The organism is Streptomyces albus subsp. albus (genome assembly GCF_000719865.1).
Taxonomy (GTDB): Bacteria; Actinomycetota; Actinomycetes; order Streptomycetales; family Streptomycetaceae; genus Streptomyces; species Streptomyces albus_E.
This window is the reverse complement of sequence record NZ_JOID01000002.1, coordinates 61,399-80,076: the sequence shown is the minus strand read 5'-3', so window position 1 is coordinate 80,076 and position 18,678 is coordinate 61,399. Positions and strand designations below refer to the sequence as shown.

Here is an 18,678-nt window from a genome sequence, read left to right as displayed (position 1 = left end):
CCGTGGGGCCGCCCGGGTACCGGCGGCCCGTCGTGACTCAGAAATTCGGGTCGAAGCGGCTCGCGCCGGCTCTCCGCTCACCGGCGGACGGGGATCCCTCGCCGCCGCCCGGGCGCCGGCCGCCCGCGCCGCGGTCCCCGGCGCCGGTCGGCGGCGGGACGCGCCCGGCGTCGTCACCGGACCGTCCGGTGCGGCCGCCGCGGCCGGTGCCGTCCGTGCGGCCGGGGCGTCCGGCGTTCCGGCCCCGCCACCGGCTGCCGCCGCTTCCGCCGCGCCCGGAGGTGCGGGAGCCGCCGGAGCCACCGGAGGTGCGGGAGCCGCGGCGGCCGTCGGCGCCGTCCCGCCGGGAAGCCGCCGAGCGCCGGTCGTGGACGACGAGTTCCAGGCCGTCGCCGAGCGAGACGGAGCCGCCCGGGGACAGCGACGTCTGACGCCCCCGGTCCGGCCGGAGCAGGAACTGCCCCGAGGCGGAGCGCCGCAGCCGGTGCGCGGCGGCCGCCCCCGGCCCGGCGCGCCGCAGCGCGGGCGCCGAGCCCCGGCCGCGGTCCACCGTGAAGCGGAACTCGCCGCGGGAGCTCTGCCCCGAGCGGATGGTCAGCTCGTCCGGCCGGATGCCGTCGCCGCGCAACTCCAGCCGGACGCCGGTGAGATCACGCCGCTTCTGCAGGGCCCACAGCCACACGGCCGCGAGAACGGCCAGCGCCAGCAGCAGGAGGGCACCGGCGAGGAAGGCGCCCCACCATTCGTCCCAGAGGGTGGGCACCGGTTCGACGACGACGCCGATGAAGCTGTTGGCGAGGACCCGCCCCCCGTCGTCCGCGTCGGCGACGGTGATGCGGCCGCCGATCTCGCCCGGCGCGACCCCGGGGTCCAGGGAGAGGGTGAGGGGGAACGCCTCGTCGGCCCCCGCGGGCACCTCCACGGTCGCCGGGGAGATCCGCACACCGCCGCCGGGCGGGCGGTCGGCGAGGGACAGCCGCAGGGTGTGCGCGGTGGAGTCGCTGTTGCGGACCTCCAGCGTGCCCCGCACCTCTCCCCCGGGGTGGACGGTGCCCCGCTCCACGGTCAGGCCCGCCGTGACCGGCGGCGTGCCGACGGTGACGCGGGCGTTGAGCGGCCGCCGGTCGCCCGTGACACCCGGCGCGGACATCTCCGCCCGCAGCGCGAGGTCGCCGTCGGCGTCCTCCGGCACGGTGAGGGTTCCGGTGAAGCGGACGTCCCCGGCCTTCCGGTCGGGCCCCTTCCCGTCGTCGCCGAGGGGGACGGAGACCGGCTCGAAGCCGCTGCCCGAGAGCCGCGCCGAGACCTTGATGCCCTCCAGCTGCTCCGGGTCGTCGATGACCACGCCGCGCCGGGTCTGCATCCGCACCTCGACGACGGTCTTCTCCCCCGGGCGCGGCGAGGCCGGGTCGAGGGTGACGGCGGAGCGCAGCTTGCCCTGCCAGATGGCCCGCACGGCCACCTCGCGGTCGCGGTGCCCCTCGGGCGCCTCCAGGTGGACGCGCCACTTGCCCGGGCGGGGGTTCTTCACTCGCAGCGCCTCGACCGGGCCGTTCTGCCCGGTGGCCTCGAAGACGGAGCCGTCGAACGTGCCGCGGGTGGGGACCTTGCGGCCGCGCGGGTCGAAGTACGTGGCCGTCACCTTCGGATCGTGCTTGCTGACGGTGATGGAGCCGTCGGTGGCGATCTCCGGGATGGTGACGGTCAGATCGGCGGGCGGTTTGCCGACGGTGCCCTGGGCGACCCGGGCGCAGCGCGCGGCGGCGAAGGTCTCCTGGAGGGCCTTGCCGATCTCCGCCGAGCCGTCGAGCACCCGCATCCGGGGCCGGGCCGAGGGCAGGTCGGCGCAGCCGTTGCGGTAGCCGCCGGCGGCCATGCCGGTCAGCATCCTCCGGTCGACGTCGCCGAAACCGAGCGGCCAGATCTGCACGGATTTCTCGCGGGCCCGGGCCAGTTGCTCGGTCAGCTGCTCCTCGGCCTCCTCGGTGCGGCTCCGCGGGTCGTCGCCGTAGGCGCGGCTGTCCCTGACGTCGAGCCGGCCGTCGGTGAGCAGGAAGACGACCTTCGGGACTGCGGGCTCGCCGTCCTCCGTGAGCCGGTCCAGGGCCTGCCGCAGGGCGGCGGGGAAGTCGGTGCCGGGTCCCATGCGCCGCTCGTCCCGGCGGGACAACTGCTTGACGCAGTCGCTCAGGTGGTTGCGTCCCACGGCGTCGGCCACCGTGAGCCGGCAGACCTCGCGCACCGCCGACTGGCCGGGCTTCTCGGAACTGCCGAAGCCGATGACGGCGGCCCGTGAGCGTTCCGAGATCTCGCCCTGGGCGATGAGCGCGGCGGCCTCGACCTCGCGGGCCAGGTCATCGGCGGAGAGGCTCTTCGACTGGTCGACCACCACGGCGAAGTCGATCGGATCGGCCCCTTCCGCGGCCTTCTCGGTCTCCGCGGCGCGGACGCCGCCGGGGGCGGGCGCCGCGACCGGGGCGGGGGAAGCGGGCGCGGCGGCCAGGGTGACCAGGGCGGTCAGGGCCGCCAGGCCCACGAGGGCCCGGGCCGGTGTTCTCGTCCTTGACGTGCTTCTCATGTGAACCGTCTCTCACCACAGCCATGGGGAAGGACCGGCACCACCGCGGGTGCCGGAGGGTGGCCGCTCCCGGGCGGCCGCGGGTACGCGTCGGGGGACGGGGCCGGGGCGGGCGGGACCGGCCGTCGCCCGGGGCGAGGCCGGGCCGGTGCCGCGGAGGGTGCCGCGGGCGCTCCCGCCGGCCTCGTCCGGGCGGTCATGTGTCGTCCCAGTCGTCGAAGTCGGCGCTGGGCGGGGTGGGCCGGCGGGCGCCGCCGCCCCACTGCTCCTCGCGTTCGCGCTGTTCCTCACGCGCGCGGCGTTCCTCCCGGGCCCGTTCGGCGGCGGACTCGACGCGCGTCGGGCGGTGGACGCGGGGTTCCTCGTCCCAGGGCGGCAGCTCCGGCTCGGGCGGGAGGTACCGGTCCTCGGGGTGGCGGGCGCCGGGGTACGGGTCGTCGGGGTACGGGGCGCGGGGGGCGTCCGGGTCGCCGTATCCGTCACGGTCCCGGTGCCGGCCGGAGCCCCGGCGGCCGTCGGGGGCCCCGCCACCATCGCGGTCCCGGCTACCGCCGCCGGGCCCGGCCCCGTCCCGGCCCCGGTTCCCGTCCCGGCCCCGGTTCCCGTCCCGGCCCTCGTCCTCGTCCTCGTCTCGGAAGCCGCGCGGCAGTTCCTCCCGGAACCGGCCCCGGCGCCCGGAGCGCGGGCCGTCCTCCAACTCCCGCCGCGCCCGCCCGGGGGACAGCACCCGGTCGGTGACCCCGCCGAGCACCCCGCCGGTGCTCTCCCGCAGATGCTGGAGCACCTCGTACATGCCGTCGTCGATGTCGTGGCGTTCCAGGATCCCCCGGTCGATCAGCCGGTTGAAGAGCTGGATGAAGTCGGCCTGGCCCTGCCGTTTCTCCTGCCGGATCGCCTGGCGGATCTCCCATTCCTTCTCGGGGTTCCGCGCCATGTGGTAGATGATCTCGGCCTCTTCGCCCCGCCTCAGCACGGATTCCAGCTCGGCCGCCCGGTCCCGGGCGAGCCGGCGCTGGTGCGCCTCCCTGCGGCGCTCGGCCTCCGCCTGCGCCTCCTCCGTCGTCATGTCGAGGTGGATCTCGTCGCGCTCGCCGAGCCGCTGCCGGATGGGATCGCTGAGATCGACGAACACCCGGGTCGTGAGCCGCAGTCCGAGATCGCGGCCGAGCTCCAGGTGGCCCGCGGCGAGCTCGGCCCGGACCGCCTCGTCGGCCCGTTGGGCCTCGGTCAGCCGGAACCGGCGCGACACCTGGCGCAGCCCGTACAGCAGCTCGCCCTCCAGCAGTTCACGCAGGTCCCAGACGCGTTTGCTGACGACGGTGTACGGGTCCTCGACCTCCCAGTGCACCTCGGCCCGGGCGTCAAAGAACTGCGCGTCACCGGCGGCCGGGAGCCGCAGCTCGAACACCGTCACGTTGCGGCCGAGGAGCACCTCGAAGACGGTGAACGGCTCGCGGAACCAGGGCTTCTCCCGGTCCTCCCGGTGGTCCGGCCACAGCACGCTGTGCCCGCCGTTCCGGTACAGCAGCACGGCGGCGATCTGGCCGCTTCGCCGGGTGTAGGGCGGCCGGCACTCCCGCACCAGCGGGCCCGCCTGGCGCCCTTTCAGCCGCTCCTCCTCCGTCCCGCCCGTGCGGGCGGCAGGCTCTGCCGGGCTCATCTCCCGCCTCCTTCTCCCACCGCGTCCCACATCAGGCGGGCGTCGTCCTTGTCCAGGGGTTCGTCGCGGTCCCGGACCATGCCCGCCAGCAGGTGGCGCAGCCGGTCGCGGTCCCTGCGCTCCACCGCGATGCGGCGCAGCAGGTCGCAGGCGAGCTCGCGCTGCTCCGCGTCGCCGGCCGAGCGGCGCAGCAGGGTGCCGAGGGTGTCGAGCGCCGCCTGTCCGGAGCGGGCGGTCGACAGGGTGTGCCGCACGAGCGCCGCGATGCCGCCCGCCAGCGGCGGATGGGTGGCCGGCACGGCGAGGGCCAGCGGCTTGCGGTCGTGGCGGGCCGCCGGTTCGGCCGTGTCCTGGAGCCCCCACAGGAAGGTGGTGCGGGTCCCGAGGGCTTTGATGACGGTCAGCAGGACGAGGTCGGCCGTCTCCGTCCGGCCGCTCAGCAGCCAGTCGGCGAGGCGCCGCACGACGGTCCCGGGCTCGGGCCCCGCCAGCAGCCGGGCGACGCTGAAGGCGGCCAGGGCCGTCAGGTCCGGATCCTCCTCGGAGCGCACCAGTTGGGCCAGCGCGTCCAGCGAGGCGGAGACGGAGCCGGCGGCCATGCCGTAGCCGTGCGCCATGACGGCGGTGCTCACCAGGTCCGGCTCCCCGCCGGCCGCCCAGTCCTTGAGGAGGGCGTGGACGGCGGGCCGCACGGCCGGCTCCCGGGCGGCCTCGGCCAGCGCGGTGGCCGCCGCCATTCGCTGCACCGCGCCGTCGGACCGGGCCAGCGGGCCGATCAGCTCCCCCGCCCCGTGGACCCAGTCCCAGGAGCAGAGCACGCCCGCCGCGACGGAGGCCCGCACCCACAGCTGGGGGCGGGGGTCGCCGCAGAGGGACCGCAGCCAGCGCACCAGGGGGCCGCGGACGTTGAGGTGGCCGTGCCACACCTCCCGCAGCACCGCGGTGGGCAGGGCGTCGCCCTGGAAGCTGATGGCCCGCACCGGCACCCGGGCGTCGCCGAGGTCCAGTTCGGCGTCCTCCACGACGGCCCGGGCGGCGGCCGGGCGGACCTCGGCGTGGGTGCCGAACAGCCGCCGTCCCACGGCGGTTCCGGGGTCGAGGGTGGCCGCCATCTCCGCGGCGAGCCGCTCACCGGCCTCGGCGGTCAGGCTGTGCGCGGACCCGTTGAAGACGGCGACGGCGATGCGGAACGCGGCGGTGCCGAGGGAGGGCAGGGCCTCGGGCAGCGTGCCGGGGTTGTCGGCCCCGGCGAACCAGGTTCGCGCCTGCGCCCGGACGAAGGTGCCGCAGTCGTCGAGCAGTTGCCGGTGCGTCAGCTCGCTGCGCAGGTGCCGCGCGAGGTGGTCGGCGAGGCGCGCCGCCTCGGCGGGCCGCAGCTCGGCCAGGCCGAGGGCCTCCTTGACGTCCGGCGTGGCGGCCAGCTCCAGGGCTTCGCCGAGGGCGTCCGGGGGTTCGTTCCTCAGCAGCACCCTCAGGTGCCGCAGCAGGACCTGTTCCGCGGGCGGCGGCGGGCAGTACACGCCGTAGCGGCCGCGGAGCATGCGGTCCGCGAGGTCCCCGCTCTCGACGAGGACGATGCCGTAGGCGCCGGCCTCGGCGAGCTTGCCCCGGAGGCGGTCCAGGTGGAGTTCGGTGAGGACGGCGCGTGCGCGCCGGGGGCGGGAGCGCCCTCCCGCCCCGCCGTCCCGCTCCGGGAGGGCGCCGCCGGAGCCCTCGCCCTCGTCCTCGGGCGTGATCTCCAGCAGATGGCCGTGGCCGCCGGTCACCTCCTCGATCTCGTGGACCTTGCAGCTGGGGTCGAGCCGGATCACGCGGTTGCCGGTCAGCTCGGAGAGCAGGGCCAGCGCCGTGGCCGTACGGCCGCTGCCGCACTCCCCGCACAGCACCAGCAGGCCGCGCTCTCGCAGGCGGCGTTTCATCCGCTGGTAGCCGGAGGTCTCGCAGTAGACGCTCGTGAGGCGGTCCAGCTCCTCGGCGTGGACGGGCCCCTGGAGCACGGCCGGTCCGCCGCCGGACTGGCTGATGAAGTAATTGCCCTCGAAGTACTGGCCGTCGGTGGCGAAGCTGATGCTCCGTCCCGCCCGGCCGGCCGCGAAGGTGCGGCGCGCCGCCTGCGCCGTACCGGAACCGCCGGTGCCGCCCGAGCCGCTGAGCGGATCGCGCCCGGCCTGGTCGAAGCGCCGGTCCTCGGGCTGCTGCTCCGGGCCGCCGTCCTCCGGGCCGTCCTCCGGGGGGCGGTCGTCGTCGGGCGCGTCCGGGGAGGAGCCGGGCGTCCGGGGGCTGTCGCGGGGGCCGTCCCGGGGTGCCGCGCGGGGGGCGTTCCGCGGGGCGTCGCGGGCCGCGTTCCGTGCCGCGTCGCGGGCGGCGTTGCGTGCCGCATCGCGCGGAGCGTTCCGTGCCGCGTCACGCGGGGCTTCGCGGGCCGGGGCGTCCCGGGCGGTGGCGTCGCGGGCGGGAGCCGCCCCGTCCTGGTCGCTCATGCGCCGTCACCGGTGTCCCGCGCGGCGCCTCTCCGGGGGCCCGGAGCGTCCGGGTGGCCGGGGCCGGCGTCCGCCTCGCGTCCCTGCGCGGACCGCTGCCCGTAGCCCTGGGCAACCTCCGGCCCCGCCTCGGCCGTTGCCTCCGCCTCACGGCTCCGCGGAGCGGCGGCCCCGGCTTCTTTGCGGATACCGGTGAATCCCCCGTTGATCACGTTGTTCTCGAAGTACTGGAGATCGCCCCGGGCCGTGATCCGCCGGCCGCCGGCGGGGGACGGCGTGCCGCCGTCCCGCTCCGCGGGTTCGCCGGGGCCGCCGGGGCCGCCACCGTCGGAACGGGCACGGCGGACGGCGGCCGTGTCGTGGCTCCGCGCCGACCCGCTCCCGGCCGGCGGCTCCGGCGAGGTGCCCGCCAACGGCGCTCCGCCGGCGGCCGGTTCGGCCGGCACGGGCCGGGACGGCTCGGCCCGCTGAGGAATCCGGGGCGCGGGCGCGCGCGGGATGTGGAACCAGGCGGTCTCGTCGGTCTCCTTGGACCGGACCCGGGCGCTGCGGTAGTGCTCGGGCTCGACGTACCGGCCGCCCTCGGCCACCACGTTCTCGTACAGCCAGTCGGAGACGACCAGCAGCAGGTCCGCGCCGGGTTCACCGGCCATGATGTCCTTGGCCACCGGGCTGTCGCAGAGCCGGCAGGCGAGGTCCACGGCCCGGCCGACCAGCCCGCGGCCGTCGTTCATCACCGGCCCGGCGTTCATCCCCACCCGCAGCCGCAGCCGCTCCGCGCTGCCCGCGTTGTGCTCGCGCAGGCACTGGTAGAGGGTGTCCAGCCAGCGCCCGACCATGAGCGCCGGCGGCACCGCCGGGTCGAGGGCGGTGAGGATGCCGTCGCCCCGGTCCTCCTGGTGGAGGCGTCCGGGTGCGATGTCCACCGAGGCGTACGCCTCGCCGAACGCCGCGTACATCCCGTCCCGCATCCGTCTCTTGGCGTGCATCCCGAGCCTGCCCGAGCCGCAGGCGTCGCCGAAGACGACGAGCCTGTTGACCGCTCCCGTAGTGTTCACCCGATCCCCCTGTGCCGTGGTGCCGCATACCAACGTGGCCGTGAACCGCGCACGGCGATGTAGTCGTTTACACAGTCGGAGCGGAAAACTTCGGCCGCGCGCCGGTCCGCGCTCCGGTCCACGCTCCGAGCCGCGCCCCCGCCGGCGGCCGGAGGCACCCACCGCGAGCCGGCGCGGGCGGCCACCGCCGGTGAGCGCGGGCCGACCCCTGCCGGGGCGAACCAGGAAGACCGACGGGGTTCACGCCCCCGCCGCCCCGGAGCGCGACCTCACCACCCGCAAACCGGACAGGGCAGCTCTGCGACGCGAGCGGCGGCGGCGCACCGCGACCGGGCATGGCAGCGGTCACCGCCGAGAAAGAGCGGAATGAGAAATTCCGATCGAACGCATTCACCTTCGACCCCCCGTGCACACCTTTCCGACCACGACGGCCCGAGCAGTCGCGGTGTGGCCACTCTCAGCAGCAGGCGGCGGGCGCAACAAGGAACTTGAGGATTCCTCACACGATGGAGTGAAAATCCGGGCAGAACCCTCAACTCCCGCCGCCCCACCCGCTAAGCCCACCGCGACCCGAAAAGGGCGCCCCGGAAGCCGGACCGCGGCCGTCCGCGAGAACCGAGCCACACGGAACGCGGGCACGACCCCACCATCGGATGAGGCGGCCCGTCTCGGCCGTTCCCGGCCACGGCCCGGAGTAGCGCGGAAAGCACGTCCAGCCCGTCCACGCCGGGGGTTGGCTCATGCGCATCGACGACGGGCCCGGCACGAGCGGGTCGAACGTCAGGTCGAATTCCCGCCAGCTTCCGGCGCCGGCGCAGGCAATGCTCGACGTCATGAACCGACTCGAAGGAAATGTGGCCCTGGTCACGGGCGGAAGCCGGGGCATCGGTGCCGCCGTGGCGCTACGACTGGCCGAAGACGGCGCCGACGTCGTCCTGACCTATCAGAACAGCGCGGAACGCGCAGCCGAGGTAGTGGAGCGCATCCAGGCCGCCGGGCGTCGGGCCCACGCCCTTCAAGCCGACAGCGCGGTCCCCGAAGCGCTCACCGCCGCGGTGGACGAGGCCGCCACGGTATTCGGCAGACTCGACATCCTGGTCAACAACGCCGGCGTCTTCCTCGTCGGCCCGCTGGAAACCCTGGGGCCGGCGGAGATCGATCGCACGCTGGCGGTGAACGTCCGGGCACCGTTCGCGGCGTCCCAGGCGGCAGCGCGCCATATGGACCGGGGCGGCCGCATCATCAGCATCGGCAGCAATGTCGCCGACCGCGCGCCGTTCCCCGGACTGGCGCTGTACTCGATGAGCAAGACGGCCCTGGTCGGGATGACCAAGGGTCTGGCCCGGGAACTCGGCCCGCGTGGCATCACGGCCAATCTCGTCCATCCCGGCCCCACCGACACGGACACCAACCCGGCGGACGGGCCGAACGCCGGGATGATCGCCGGCTTCACCGCTGTCGGCCGCTACGCGGAAGCGGCCGAGATCGCGGCCACCATCGCCCACCTGGCAAGTCCGGAGAGCGCGTACGTCACCGGAGCCTCGATCCACGTCGACGGCGGTTTCACCGCCTGACACACGAGCTCTCACCAAGGAGCCGAGGGCCCGGCCCGTGTGAGGGACGGCCGCCACACCGGTCGGAGGACTCGGGCGCACCCCCGCGCCGACACCTCACCGGTGCGGGCCTGCGGTGGTCGTCCCGTCACTCACCGCGCCGAAGTCCACGCCGTGATGCAGTGCCACTGAGTCCTGCGCGCTCAGACCCTCGGCTCTCGCCAATCCCCCGAACCGATCGGGGAACTGAGCGGGCGAGGGGTCTGAACCCGATGAGGCCCGGCCGACACCAGCCGGCGGGGGCCTCGGTGCTCGTCAGCGCTACTCGAGTGACGGAAGCTCGCCGGGAAACGTCCGCGGGCGGTCCAGGGCCTGGATCTGCGACTTCTCGTCCACCGCCGTGCAGCAGCGGAAGCCCGTGTCGTCGTCCTGCATGGAGGCGTCCGCGTCGTTGAAAGCTGAGGGGGTGGCCCGGGCGAAGGGACTGGTAAACGCGCCCGCCTTCAGTTCGTACCTTCTGGGTTCGGTCTCGCCGGCGCACCATTCCCAGGTATTGCCGCACAGGTCATAGATGCCGTACGGACTGACACCGCTGTGGTAGCGGCTCACGGGTGTGGTTCTTCCTATGCCGGCCTCCCTGCTATTGCACTTGGCCGGCGTGGCCTGGTCCCCCCATGGGTACAGAGCGCCGTGCGGCCCGCGGGCCGCCTTTTCCCACTGTCGGCCGGTGAGAAGTCCCTTTCCGGCCCAGGTGGCATAGGCCTGGGCGTCGTGCCAGGTGACAAAGACGACCGGATGGTCGAAGAGACTGTCCGGACACTTGCCCTTCGGCCAGTGTCGCGGGGGCCGGTGCCCCGTGGCCACGATGAACCGTGCGTAGTCCGAATTGGTCACCGGGAAAACATCGACATAAAAATCCGGCAGCCATACAGGCGCGTTCTCCGAGCCGGACAGGAAAATCCCTGCCTCTACAAGAGCCATCTGCTTGCCATCGCCGGTGTGCCGGATCCGGTGCTGCCGCGGCATGGCCGAGGCACGGTGCGCCTCCTGGTCCGACACAACCGAGGTCAGCGAGCTGGTGAGGCTTACGAACCGCTCGTGCACCTCCGGACCGGAGGCGGCCAGTGACGTATCCAGCGCTGCCTGGTTGACCGGACGGGGCTGGATGGCCTGGCCGCGGGCCTCCCACTTGGACACCATGCGACTGCTCACCCCCAGATGGCCGGCGAACGCCTCGATGCTCATGCGCTTGGCCTGCCGCAGGGCCCGCACCTCGACGCCGGTCCATCTTTCGACGGTCGCCATCTCAGTCACTCCTCTCCCCTGTGAGCTGTCGACTTCCCGCCGCTCCAAGACCGAGACCACTCCCCTGTCATGCCGTTACAAAAGGTCTCCGGGAAGTTCGGTGTATTCCTTACGCAATTTCTCGATCAGCGGGTGCGCCTCAGGGAGGGAGCGGTCGTCCACGCGAGTGATGACCCGGACGCCGATGGCGGCATTGGTGGCAAAGGCCCCGTCGAATCCGGCCACATCGCCGAGTCTCACGGTGGTCGAGACCGAGGCGTGGACCTGTTGGAGCAGCCGCATGGTGGTGCCGACCAGGCACTCCGCATCCGGCCACACCACCTGCTCGCCCTGGATGAAGCCGATGTTCCAGGTGCCGCCTTCGGAGATCGCAGACCGGTCGTCCACGAACAACGCATCGTCGAAGCCTGCACGCTGCGCCGCACGCCGGTGCCGCAGCGAACCGAAGATCCCGACACTCTTCACCTCGGGCATATCCCGGCTGTACACAGTCGACAGGACTCGCAGCGGCGGGAGCGGCAGGTTGCCTGCCGAACGGGTGGTCACCAGCACATGAGGGTGCGCGTCCGATCCGATGCGTCCAAGATCCAATGCCGGATCGAAGACAGTCACCCTGACAACACAGGGTCCGGTCCCGGGAGCGGCCCGGCCGACGAACTCCAGGACGCGCTCGGGATCCAGGTCGGCGTCGAACACCGCCCGGCAATCGCGCACCAGCCTTTCCAGATGCAGGGACAGTCCACGTACCCGGCCATGCTCGACACGCATCGACGTGAAGTGGCCGTAGTTGGTCAGCGCCAAAGCCTGAAGAGCGTCCGAGCCGACCGGCTTGCCGTTAAGTTCCGCCATGCTCCCAAGCTTGGCACCCGTGGCCAGTGGTCACGGGCGCGATGAGGCGAGATGGCTCCGAAGTTCGGTGAAAGTTCAGGGTCGAGGCAGTGCGGGGACGTACCGAGGACATCACCCCCTGCGCCATTCTGGTCACACACCGTTGGCTAATCGTCGGCGTCGGCACGATCCATGGCGCCGTCACCGATTACGTGCGGTCCTTCGCCAGAGCGAATCCGACCGGGGAGCCACGGCGATCCGGTCCAGTCCCCCCTTCAACTCCCGAACTGGGAGGCACTTCCGTGTCCGAAACGCTCTTCGCCACAAGTCAGTTGATCTTGGCAGACACACCGAGCGCGGTGTCCTGGGCCCGGCGTCACACCGTCGATGTCCTGCGTTGCTGGGGATTCCCCTCCGATCCCGTCGAGACGGCACGGCTGTTGGTATCAGAGCTGACCACAAACGCGATAAGGCACACACAGCCGGACGTTGAGCCCTCCTCGCATTCTTCGCTCTCCCATGCTCGCGCTATCACACTGACGTTGAGGGCGGACAGTCGCCGGCTACTGCTGCTCGTGGAGGACGACGACCGTCGAGCGCCCGTGGTCAAAAGGGTTGGCACGGACTCTGAAGGCGGTCGGGGTCTATTCCTGGTGACGATGATGAGCCAGGACTGGGGCTTCTACTTCCCGGTGCCTCGCCCAGGCAAAGTCGTGTGGGCACAACTCGCACTCCAAGAGTCCGACGGGACTCTCCCCGCCACCCCAGTTGACCTGCCGTCTGCTCATCGTGATCACGAGCAGGTTCCGCCCGTCTTCATGGCCCGCGCTCGGGCCGGCCTGTGGGAACTATAAAGCAGGGTGTGCGGCTGGGCTTCTGATCTATTCCGCCTGACGACGCAATCGTCCCGGGTGCCGGCATTACGTCCGTCTCAATCCTGCGGAATGGCCGCATTCCTTACGCTCCACCGCAGTCGGCACTTCCCATAACCCTGTAGGAGCTCCACTGTGCCTGTTCCCCTTTCGCCACCCCGCTCCGGCCGCATCGTCATCCTGGGCGCCGGGCCCTGCGGCCTCGCCTGTGCGGATGAACTCGACCGGCTGGGACACAACGACTGGATTCTGATCGAGGCCGCTCGAACCGTCGGCGGCCTGGCATCGTCCGTGGTCGACAACGCGGGGTTCACCTGGGACCTCGGCGGCCACGTCGTGTTCTCCCACTTCGGTGAGTTCGACCGCCTCTTGACAGAACTCTTCTCCGAGAAAGAGCTGTTGCACCACGACCGGTCTTCGTTCGTGCGGTACGGCAAGGGATGGGTGCCGTATCCGTTCCAGCAACATCTGCACCATCTGCCACGTGCGGAAGCGCAGGAATGCCTGGACGACCTGGTCACCGCTTGCCTGCAGCGGCAGGCCCTGCCTCCCGGCTCGAATTTCGCCAACTGGCTGCGGGCTCAGTACGGCTCCGCGCTCGTGGAACGGTTCTTCACTCCGTACAACACGAAGGTGTGGGCGACGCCACCCGAACGGATGAGCGTTTCCTGGGTGACCGAGCGCGTCGCACCGGTCAATCTCGACGAGACCCTGCGGGCCTTCCTGGGAGCGGCTGAACCTCCGATGCGGCGTTGGGGGCCGAACTCGACGTTCACGTTCCCCGCCCACGGCGGTACAGGAGAGATCTGGCGCCGCCTGTCCGCCCGCCTGAGTAACGACGTCCGCACCGGTACACGTGCCGTGTCCATCAACACCGATGAGCGGACAGTGGGGATAGAGGACGGGCCCGCGCTTCCGTACGAGAACCTGGTCGCCACCCTTCCACTTGACCAGCTCGCTGCGATGACGGCCACCGCGCCACGGAATGTGCGGCGCGCGGGTCGCCGTCTGCGCCACAACACCGTGGTCATGGTCGGATTGGGCTACCGTGCGCCGACCACGGACGAACGTTCCTGGCTGTACTTTCCCCAGCCGGATGTGCCGTTCTACCGGGCGACGAACTTCGGCAAGTACGCTCCCGCCAACGTCCCCCACGGTGACACCAGCACGTTCAGTGCGTGGATGACCGAGACGTCCATGTCTCCGGGCACCCGGGCCGACCTCCCGGCGCTGGCCGACGCGTGCGATGCCGCACTGCGGCGTCACGGCCTCGTTCCCGAGCGGGCCCCGCTCGCGGGCACCCACGTGGAGGTTGTCCCGTACGCCTACCCCGTGCCCACCCTTGACCGGGACCAGCTCCTGGCCACGGTCGTCCCATGGCTGGAGGCGCGGCGAATCCATCCGCGCGGCCGGTTCGGCACCTGGCGTTACGAGATCGGCAACATGGATCACGCGGTCAAGATGGGGATCGACATCGCCCGCCGGCTGGTTCGTGGTGGGGCCGAGGAGCTCGTCCATCCCGGACGGAAGCCGGCAGGCGTGGGCGGAGGCCGGTCATGATCTCGGGAACGTCGACCGTCTTCTTCGCCGGGCATCGCTTTCACGTGTCGGTGGACACGGACTTCGCACCCGAGCAACTCGCCCATCTGCTCGACTTCGTACCGGAGGCAGTCCACGCCCTGCCGTGCGGGCAGGAAACCGGTATCCGCGTACGGCGTGACGAGAGCCTGTTCACCTCTCTCATGACCCGGCTCGCCCCGATGCCGTACCTGCCGGTCACGCCCTTCCGCGGCGAACCGTACCGCATGGTCCGTCTTCAAGACGCGGTCTGGTGGCGCCCCGAACCACAGTCACACCTGCAGCAAGACCATCTCTACGCGCGTGACGCCACGGGACTGCTGCACGTGGTTCTGCATCCGGGGGCCGTTCGCGGCGAGCGCTACCTCGTGCGGATGATCCGCGAGACGGTCCTGCGGTGCGGGGAGAACCGGAACTGGGCGTCCTTCCACGCGGCTGCCGCCTCCGTGACCGGCAGTGGAGTGCTGATCGCAGGCCCTTCGGGGGCGGGCAAGACGACCATCCTCACCGCTCTGGCAGCGCACGGCCGAGCCGACATCCTGGCCTCCGACCGCGCGATGGTGTCCCAAGATGCGGAGACCGTGGTGGGCGTTCCGCTGTCAGTACGGCTCGCCGCAGGCACACTGACGGGCCTGCCCACACGCAAGGCCGCACTCTCAGCGCCCGGTCTGCCCCACGTTTTCGGGACACCGGTCAAGCTCTCTCGCACACCGCGGAGCTTCGCCCGTGCATTCGGCACCAGGGTTCACGACTCAGCCGCGCTGCACTCAGTGGTGCTGCCCCGGTTCTCCGACGAAGTCGGCGAGCCGGCGATCCGGTACTTGGACGCCCGCGAGGCCGGTGCCGAGCTCGCCTCGGTGTGCTGCACGCCTCACGACGAAGACTGGCTCCTCCCCTGGTTCGCCCCGCGGAAGAACACAATCGAGGAACTGGCTGAACGGGCCAACCGACTGGTCGACCTGCTCGTGACGCACGTGCCGGTCATCCGTCTGACGGCAGGCGTGCACGCCCCCGACCTGCTGCGGAAGCTCGCCGACGCGGTGTTGCGGAGCCTGCCGTGACCCCTCGCCGCATCGCCCTCATCGGGCCGGTGGCGTCCGGCAAGTCCACTCTTGCCGCCGCCATCGCCGAACACACCGGCCTGTCTCACCTAGATCTGGATGAGCTGTTCTGGGGACCGGACTGGACTCCGGTCGCATCCCCTCTCTTCCTTCGGCGTCTACAGGATGCCTTGTCCCGTGACGCTTGGATCGCAGACGGCAACTACGGAGGCACAGCCGCCGAGATGCTGCTGGACCGAGCCGAGTTGACCATATGGCTCGACCTACCACTGAGAGTCTGTCTCCCGAGGCTAGTTAGGCGTTCCCTGCATCGCGCCGCCACCGGCGAGGAGTTGTTCAGCGGCAACCGGGAGACATACCGCCACCTGGTTGCCCGTGACTCAATCCTCTGGTGGGGGCCGGCACACCACGGCCAACACCGCCGTCGCTGGGAGAGCCATATCAACGCTCTCGAAGCGGATCACTCTCCGATCGTCAGACTCACACGGCGCAATGCCGTCTGCCCAACTCTCCGGAGCCACGGACTACTCCCTCCACCCCCCGAGGAGACGTCGTGTCCCGCACCGTGATCGCCTCGGTCGTCCGCGTGCCCTGGCACAGCACGCACGGCGGCTACGACCAGTTGCTCGACCATCTGCCCGAGGTCCACCGCGTCACCGCTCCCATCGGCCTCCTCACCCGGCGGGTTGCGTCGGCCGCTCACCAGTTGGCACGCCCCTGGCATCCGCCATCGTTCTATCCGGCCGAGCACTTCGCAACCGACCTGCGCATTCTGGCTTCCCGGCACCCGGCGCATGTTCTCTACGGTGAGGAGCAGTTCTGGTTCTCGCGCCACCGGCACGTACCGACGGCGGTCACCTACCACCAGCCGCCCGAGAACCTGACCATGCTCATGCCGCATGCCGCGTGGAAGAAGGTGGCGTCCCGCGCAAACCACGTCATCGTTGTCTCTCCCTCGCAGCGTGACTTCTTCGCCCGTCACCTTGCCGAGGAACGCATTCATCTGGTGCCGCACGGAGTCGACACCGACACGTTCAGTCCTTTGGGCACGCCGGACTTCTCAGCGCCGCCCTTGGTGCTGACCGTCGGCTGGTGGCTCCGCGACTGGGACGTCCTCGACGCCGTCCACGACCGGCTCCACCACAGGTACGGCAGGCAGATCCGGCTGGCGCTCGTCACTCGCAGGGACGCCGCCCAGAACCGGCATCCTGCTATCCGTGTCCTCGAAGGCATCGGTGAGGCGGAGCTCGTCTCCCTCTATCGGGCGGCGACGGTGGTTCTGCTGCCTCTGCTCGGCGCGACGGCTAACAATGCACTACTCGAGGCACTCGCCTGCGGGACACCCGTAGTGGCCACGGATGTTGGCGGCGTCCGCCACTACACGGGCAACGGCCCGGGCGCGGTCCTCACCCCACCGGGTGACTCCCTCGCCGCGGCGGAAGCGACCGAGGTGCTCTTGGCGGAAGCCGGCACAGCCTGCCATACCGCCCGCAGAACCGCTGCCCGCGACCGGGCTCAGGAATTCACATGGCCCCACGTGGCGCACCAAGTACGTGAGGTGTACCGCCTTCTCGGAGAGGAGTGATGACGTTGTCGTCCTCGTGGTTTCAGCTCGTTGTTCCCATCTTGGTGACCTGCCTTCTGGCCCGCGCAGTGTGGGTTGCCGTGACTGTGGAACTGTCCGGCCGGTGGCTCTTGGACAACGCCTCCCGAGCCCCGGAACCCTGCGGAGACCGGCCCCCATGGCTGGTCCTGCTGTTGCCCATGCTGCGTGAGCAGGCCGTGGCGGAAAAGGTGATCACCGTGTTCACCGCCTTGGACTACCCGTCGCACCGTGCCGCTGTCGTCGCCATCACCACCGAACGCGAGGACACCGCCCGCAAGAGCCTGCGAACTCGTTTGCCATACCTCGCCGACACGTTCCCTCTCGTCCCTGACCGTCTGCGTGGTCTGTTCCCCGGGCCTCGTCAAGGCGCTGTAGCGGCTGCGGTCAACACGGTGCAGCCAGAGGACCGGCTGGCCGTCCTCACCGAACTGTTCGACGCGGAGCCGACGACCGCCCAAGTTGTCGCAGGACTCACGGGTACCAGACCCTCCCAGGCATTGCGGTTGGTACACCTCCACCAGCCAGACACCGGTGGCCGGAAGGCGGGTCAGCTCAACTTCGCCGTCGATCACCTGAATGAGGTACTCGGACCCCTGGGCTGGCGAGAGGAGCAAGACGGAGGCGACACGTTCGTGCTCGTCTACGATGCCGACGCAATCGCGGATGTACGCGCACTACGGGCCTTCGCCAAGGCCGCGCTCGCCCATCGACGCCGTACGGGTGGCTTCCCTGCCCTGGCCCAGGAGCAGAGGCTGCCCCTGCTGCTCAGGCATCCTTTCCGGGACGGTCCGGCGGGGCTGCTTCTGGCCGGCGAGTGGATGTACCAGGTCCGCCGTTCACTGGGCATTGAGCTTTCCCGTGTCCGGCTCCACGAGTACCTGACCACGTCCCGGCTTCCAGGGCCTCTGCGGGCGCTGCTGCGCCCGATGGTCTATGGGGTCGGGTGCGGGATGGGCGTCCATCTGCCCGCTCTGCGGACACTCGGCGGCTTTCCCGAGCCAATGGAGGACCTCGGTACCGGCCACCGCCTCACCCTGCTCGGCAAGGGCATCACTGCCGTCGATACCGCCGTCCTGGACGAGCCGTACACTGACCTCAGGGGGGTGACCAACCTCCACGCCCTCGCCTTTACCGCCTCCGCGCGCCCCGACCGGCATGCCCGTGCGGTCGCCCACCTGCCGGGCTCGCTGTCCCGCACAGCAAGAGGTGCCCTGGTCCTGCGGGAGTGGGCCGATGAAGCGGCCTGGCTGTTCGGCGCTCCGATCACCGCAGCGGCCGTCCTCTCCTCGTGGTGGAGCGGCCCGGTATGGGCAGCGGTCTCGGCCGTAGGCGTGGCCTTGCATGGACCGGTCCTCACGGCGCGGCTGATGTCCCTGGTCCCACGCTTGCACGCCGCCGCCCGCCCACCGGGCGGCGCCGTCCCAACCTCCCCGCGTCTTACGCCTCTACGATGGGCCGCGCTCATCGCCACCAGCCCCGTACAACCCTTCGTACGGCTCGTAGGCCCCTGGCAGCTCATCTGCCGCCGGCTCACCGGACGCCGCACGACGTTCGGCAAGACCGAGCGATGAGCCCAGCCCATCACCCGACCAGGCAGGAAGACCGTAGAGCTCATGCCCGAGACCGTCACCCCCGTCATCCGTACCTCCGCCAAGGCCGTCGTCCTCCACGATCGCCACGTCCTCCTCATCCGGGCCGTCTGGGAAGGCCAGGGCTGCTACTTCCTGCCCGGCGGCGGACAGAACCCGGGCGAGAACCTCGCCGACGCCGCGCGCCGCGAGGTATACGAGGAGACCGGCCTGGCCGTCACCTCAGACCGGCTGCTGTGGGTCCGCGAGTACATCGGCGCCAACCACGAGCACGCCGCCACGGAGGCGGCCACCCACCGCATCGAGACAGTCTTCCTCTGCACTCCGACCGGTGACCCCCACGACCTCGGCGGCCACGAGGCCGACGACGTCCAGACCGGCCTGGAATGGGTGCCGCTGGAAAGGGTTCCTTCGGTTAACCTCCTGCCGCACGCGCTCCGCGCCCCGATCGCCGCCCTTGCCCGGTCAGGCGAGATCCCGACCGGTTACCTGGGCGATGTCGCCTGAGTT

Annotated in this window: 13 protein-coding genes; 7 read left to right on the top strand and 6 right to left on the bottom strand. The window is 71.4% G+C overall.

Annotated features, from left to right (window positions below; genetic code table 11):
* Window positions 1–37: 37 nt before the first annotated feature.
* The 4 genes from IF83_RS0102655 to IF83_RS0102640 form a co-directional block, all read right to left on the bottom strand.
* Window positions 38–2,578 carry a VWA domain-containing protein gene (locus tag IF83_RS0102655; protein WP_051722385.1) on the bottom strand — a complete coding sequence of 847 codons (2,541 nt, stop codon included), beginning with the start codon at window positions 2,576–2,578 and terminating at the stop codon, window positions 38–40.
* 196 nt (window positions 2,579–2,774) lie between these two features.
* Window positions 2,775–4,238, bottom strand: coding sequence for a hypothetical protein (locus tag IF83_RS0102650; RefSeq protein ID WP_051722384.1), 1,464 nt, complete (start codon window positions 4,236–4,238; stop codon window positions 2,775–2,777).
* Window positions 4,235–6,718, bottom strand: a complete 2,484-nt coding sequence (locus tag IF83_RS0102645; RefSeq protein WP_244176785.1) for a hypothetical protein — start codon at window positions 6,716–6,718, stop codon at window positions 4,235–4,237. Before IF83_RS0102645 ends, IF83_RS0102650 begins: the two co-directional genes overlap by 4 nt.
* Window positions 6,715–7,776, bottom strand: coding sequence for a nucleotidyl cyclase domain-containing protein (locus tag IF83_RS0102640; protein ID WP_208605838.1), 1,062 nt, complete (start codon window positions 7,774–7,776; stop codon window positions 6,715–6,717). Before IF83_RS0102640 ends, IF83_RS0102645 begins: the two co-directional genes overlap by 4 nt.
* An 821-nt stretch (window positions 7,777–8,597) precedes the next feature.
* On the opposite strand from IF83_RS0102640, the gene IF83_RS0102635 reads away from it, so the two are divergent.
* On the top strand, window positions 8,598–9,350 hold the full coding sequence (locus tag IF83_RS0102635; protein ID WP_030542364.1) for an SDR family oxidoreductase: 753 nt from the start codon (window positions 8,598–8,600) through the stop codon (window positions 9,348–9,350).
* A gap of 300 nt (window positions 9,351–9,650) precedes the next feature.
* Here IF83_RS0102635 and IF83_RS0102630 read toward each other — a convergent pair whose 3' ends face one another.
* Window positions 9,651–10,634, bottom strand: a complete 984-nt coding sequence (locus IF83_RS0102630) for an SUMF1/EgtB/PvdO family nonheme iron enzyme (protein WP_107046686.1) — start codon at window positions 10,632–10,634, stop codon at window positions 9,651–9,653.
* Window positions 10,635–10,709: 75 nt separating this feature from the next.
* On the bottom strand, window positions 10,710–11,483 hold the full coding sequence (locus tag IF83_RS0102625; protein ID WP_030542362.1) for an aminotransferase class IV family protein: 774 nt from the start codon (window positions 11,481–11,483) through the stop codon (window positions 10,710–10,712).
* 89 nt (window positions 11,484–11,572) lie between these two features.
* On the opposite strand from IF83_RS0102625, the gene IF83_RS31555 reads away from it, so the two are divergent.
* The 6 genes from IF83_RS31555 (at window position 11,573) to IF83_RS0102600 (ending at window position 18,675) form a co-directional block, all read left to right on the top strand.
* Window positions 11,573–12,316 (top strand): ATP-binding protein, encoded by a 744-nt coding sequence (locus IF83_RS31555; RefSeq protein WP_347877088.1) that lies wholly within the window; start codon window positions 11,573–11,575, stop codon window positions 12,314–12,316.
* Window positions 12,317–12,469: 153 nt separating this feature from the next.
* Window positions 12,470–13,894: a protoporphyrinogen/coproporphyrinogen oxidase gene (locus tag IF83_RS0102620; protein WP_051722383.1), complete on the top strand. Its 1,425-nt coding sequence runs from the start codon at window positions 12,470–12,472 to the stop codon at window positions 13,892–13,894.
* Window positions 13,891–14,973 carry an ATP-binding protein gene (locus IF83_RS0102615; protein ID WP_030542360.1) on the top strand — a complete coding sequence of 361 codons (1,083 nt, stop codon included), beginning with the start codon at window positions 13,891–13,893 and terminating at the stop codon, window positions 14,971–14,973. The genes IF83_RS0102620 and IF83_RS0102615 overlap by 4 nt, the downstream gene beginning before the upstream one ends.
* 553 nt (window positions 14,974–15,526) lie before the next feature.
* Complete coding sequence (locus IF83_RS0102610) at window positions 15,527–16,558, top strand: glycosyltransferase family 4 protein (RefSeq protein ID WP_030542359.1); 1,032 nt, start codon at window positions 15,527–15,529, stop codon at window positions 16,556–16,558.
* A 179-nt stretch (window positions 16,559–16,737) separates the two neighbouring features.
* A complete protein-coding gene (locus IF83_RS0102605; protein WP_158710981.1) occupies window positions 16,738–18,150 on the top strand; it encodes a hypothetical protein in 1,413 nt (470 codons plus the stop codon).
* A 42-nt stretch (window positions 18,151–18,192) separates the two neighbouring features.
* Window positions 18,193–18,675: an NUDIX domain-containing protein gene (locus IF83_RS0102600; RefSeq protein ID WP_051722382.1), complete on the top strand. Its 483-nt coding sequence runs from the start codon at window positions 18,193–18,195 to the stop codon at window positions 18,673–18,675.
* The last annotated feature ends 3 nt before the right edge of the window (window positions 18,676–18,678 follow it).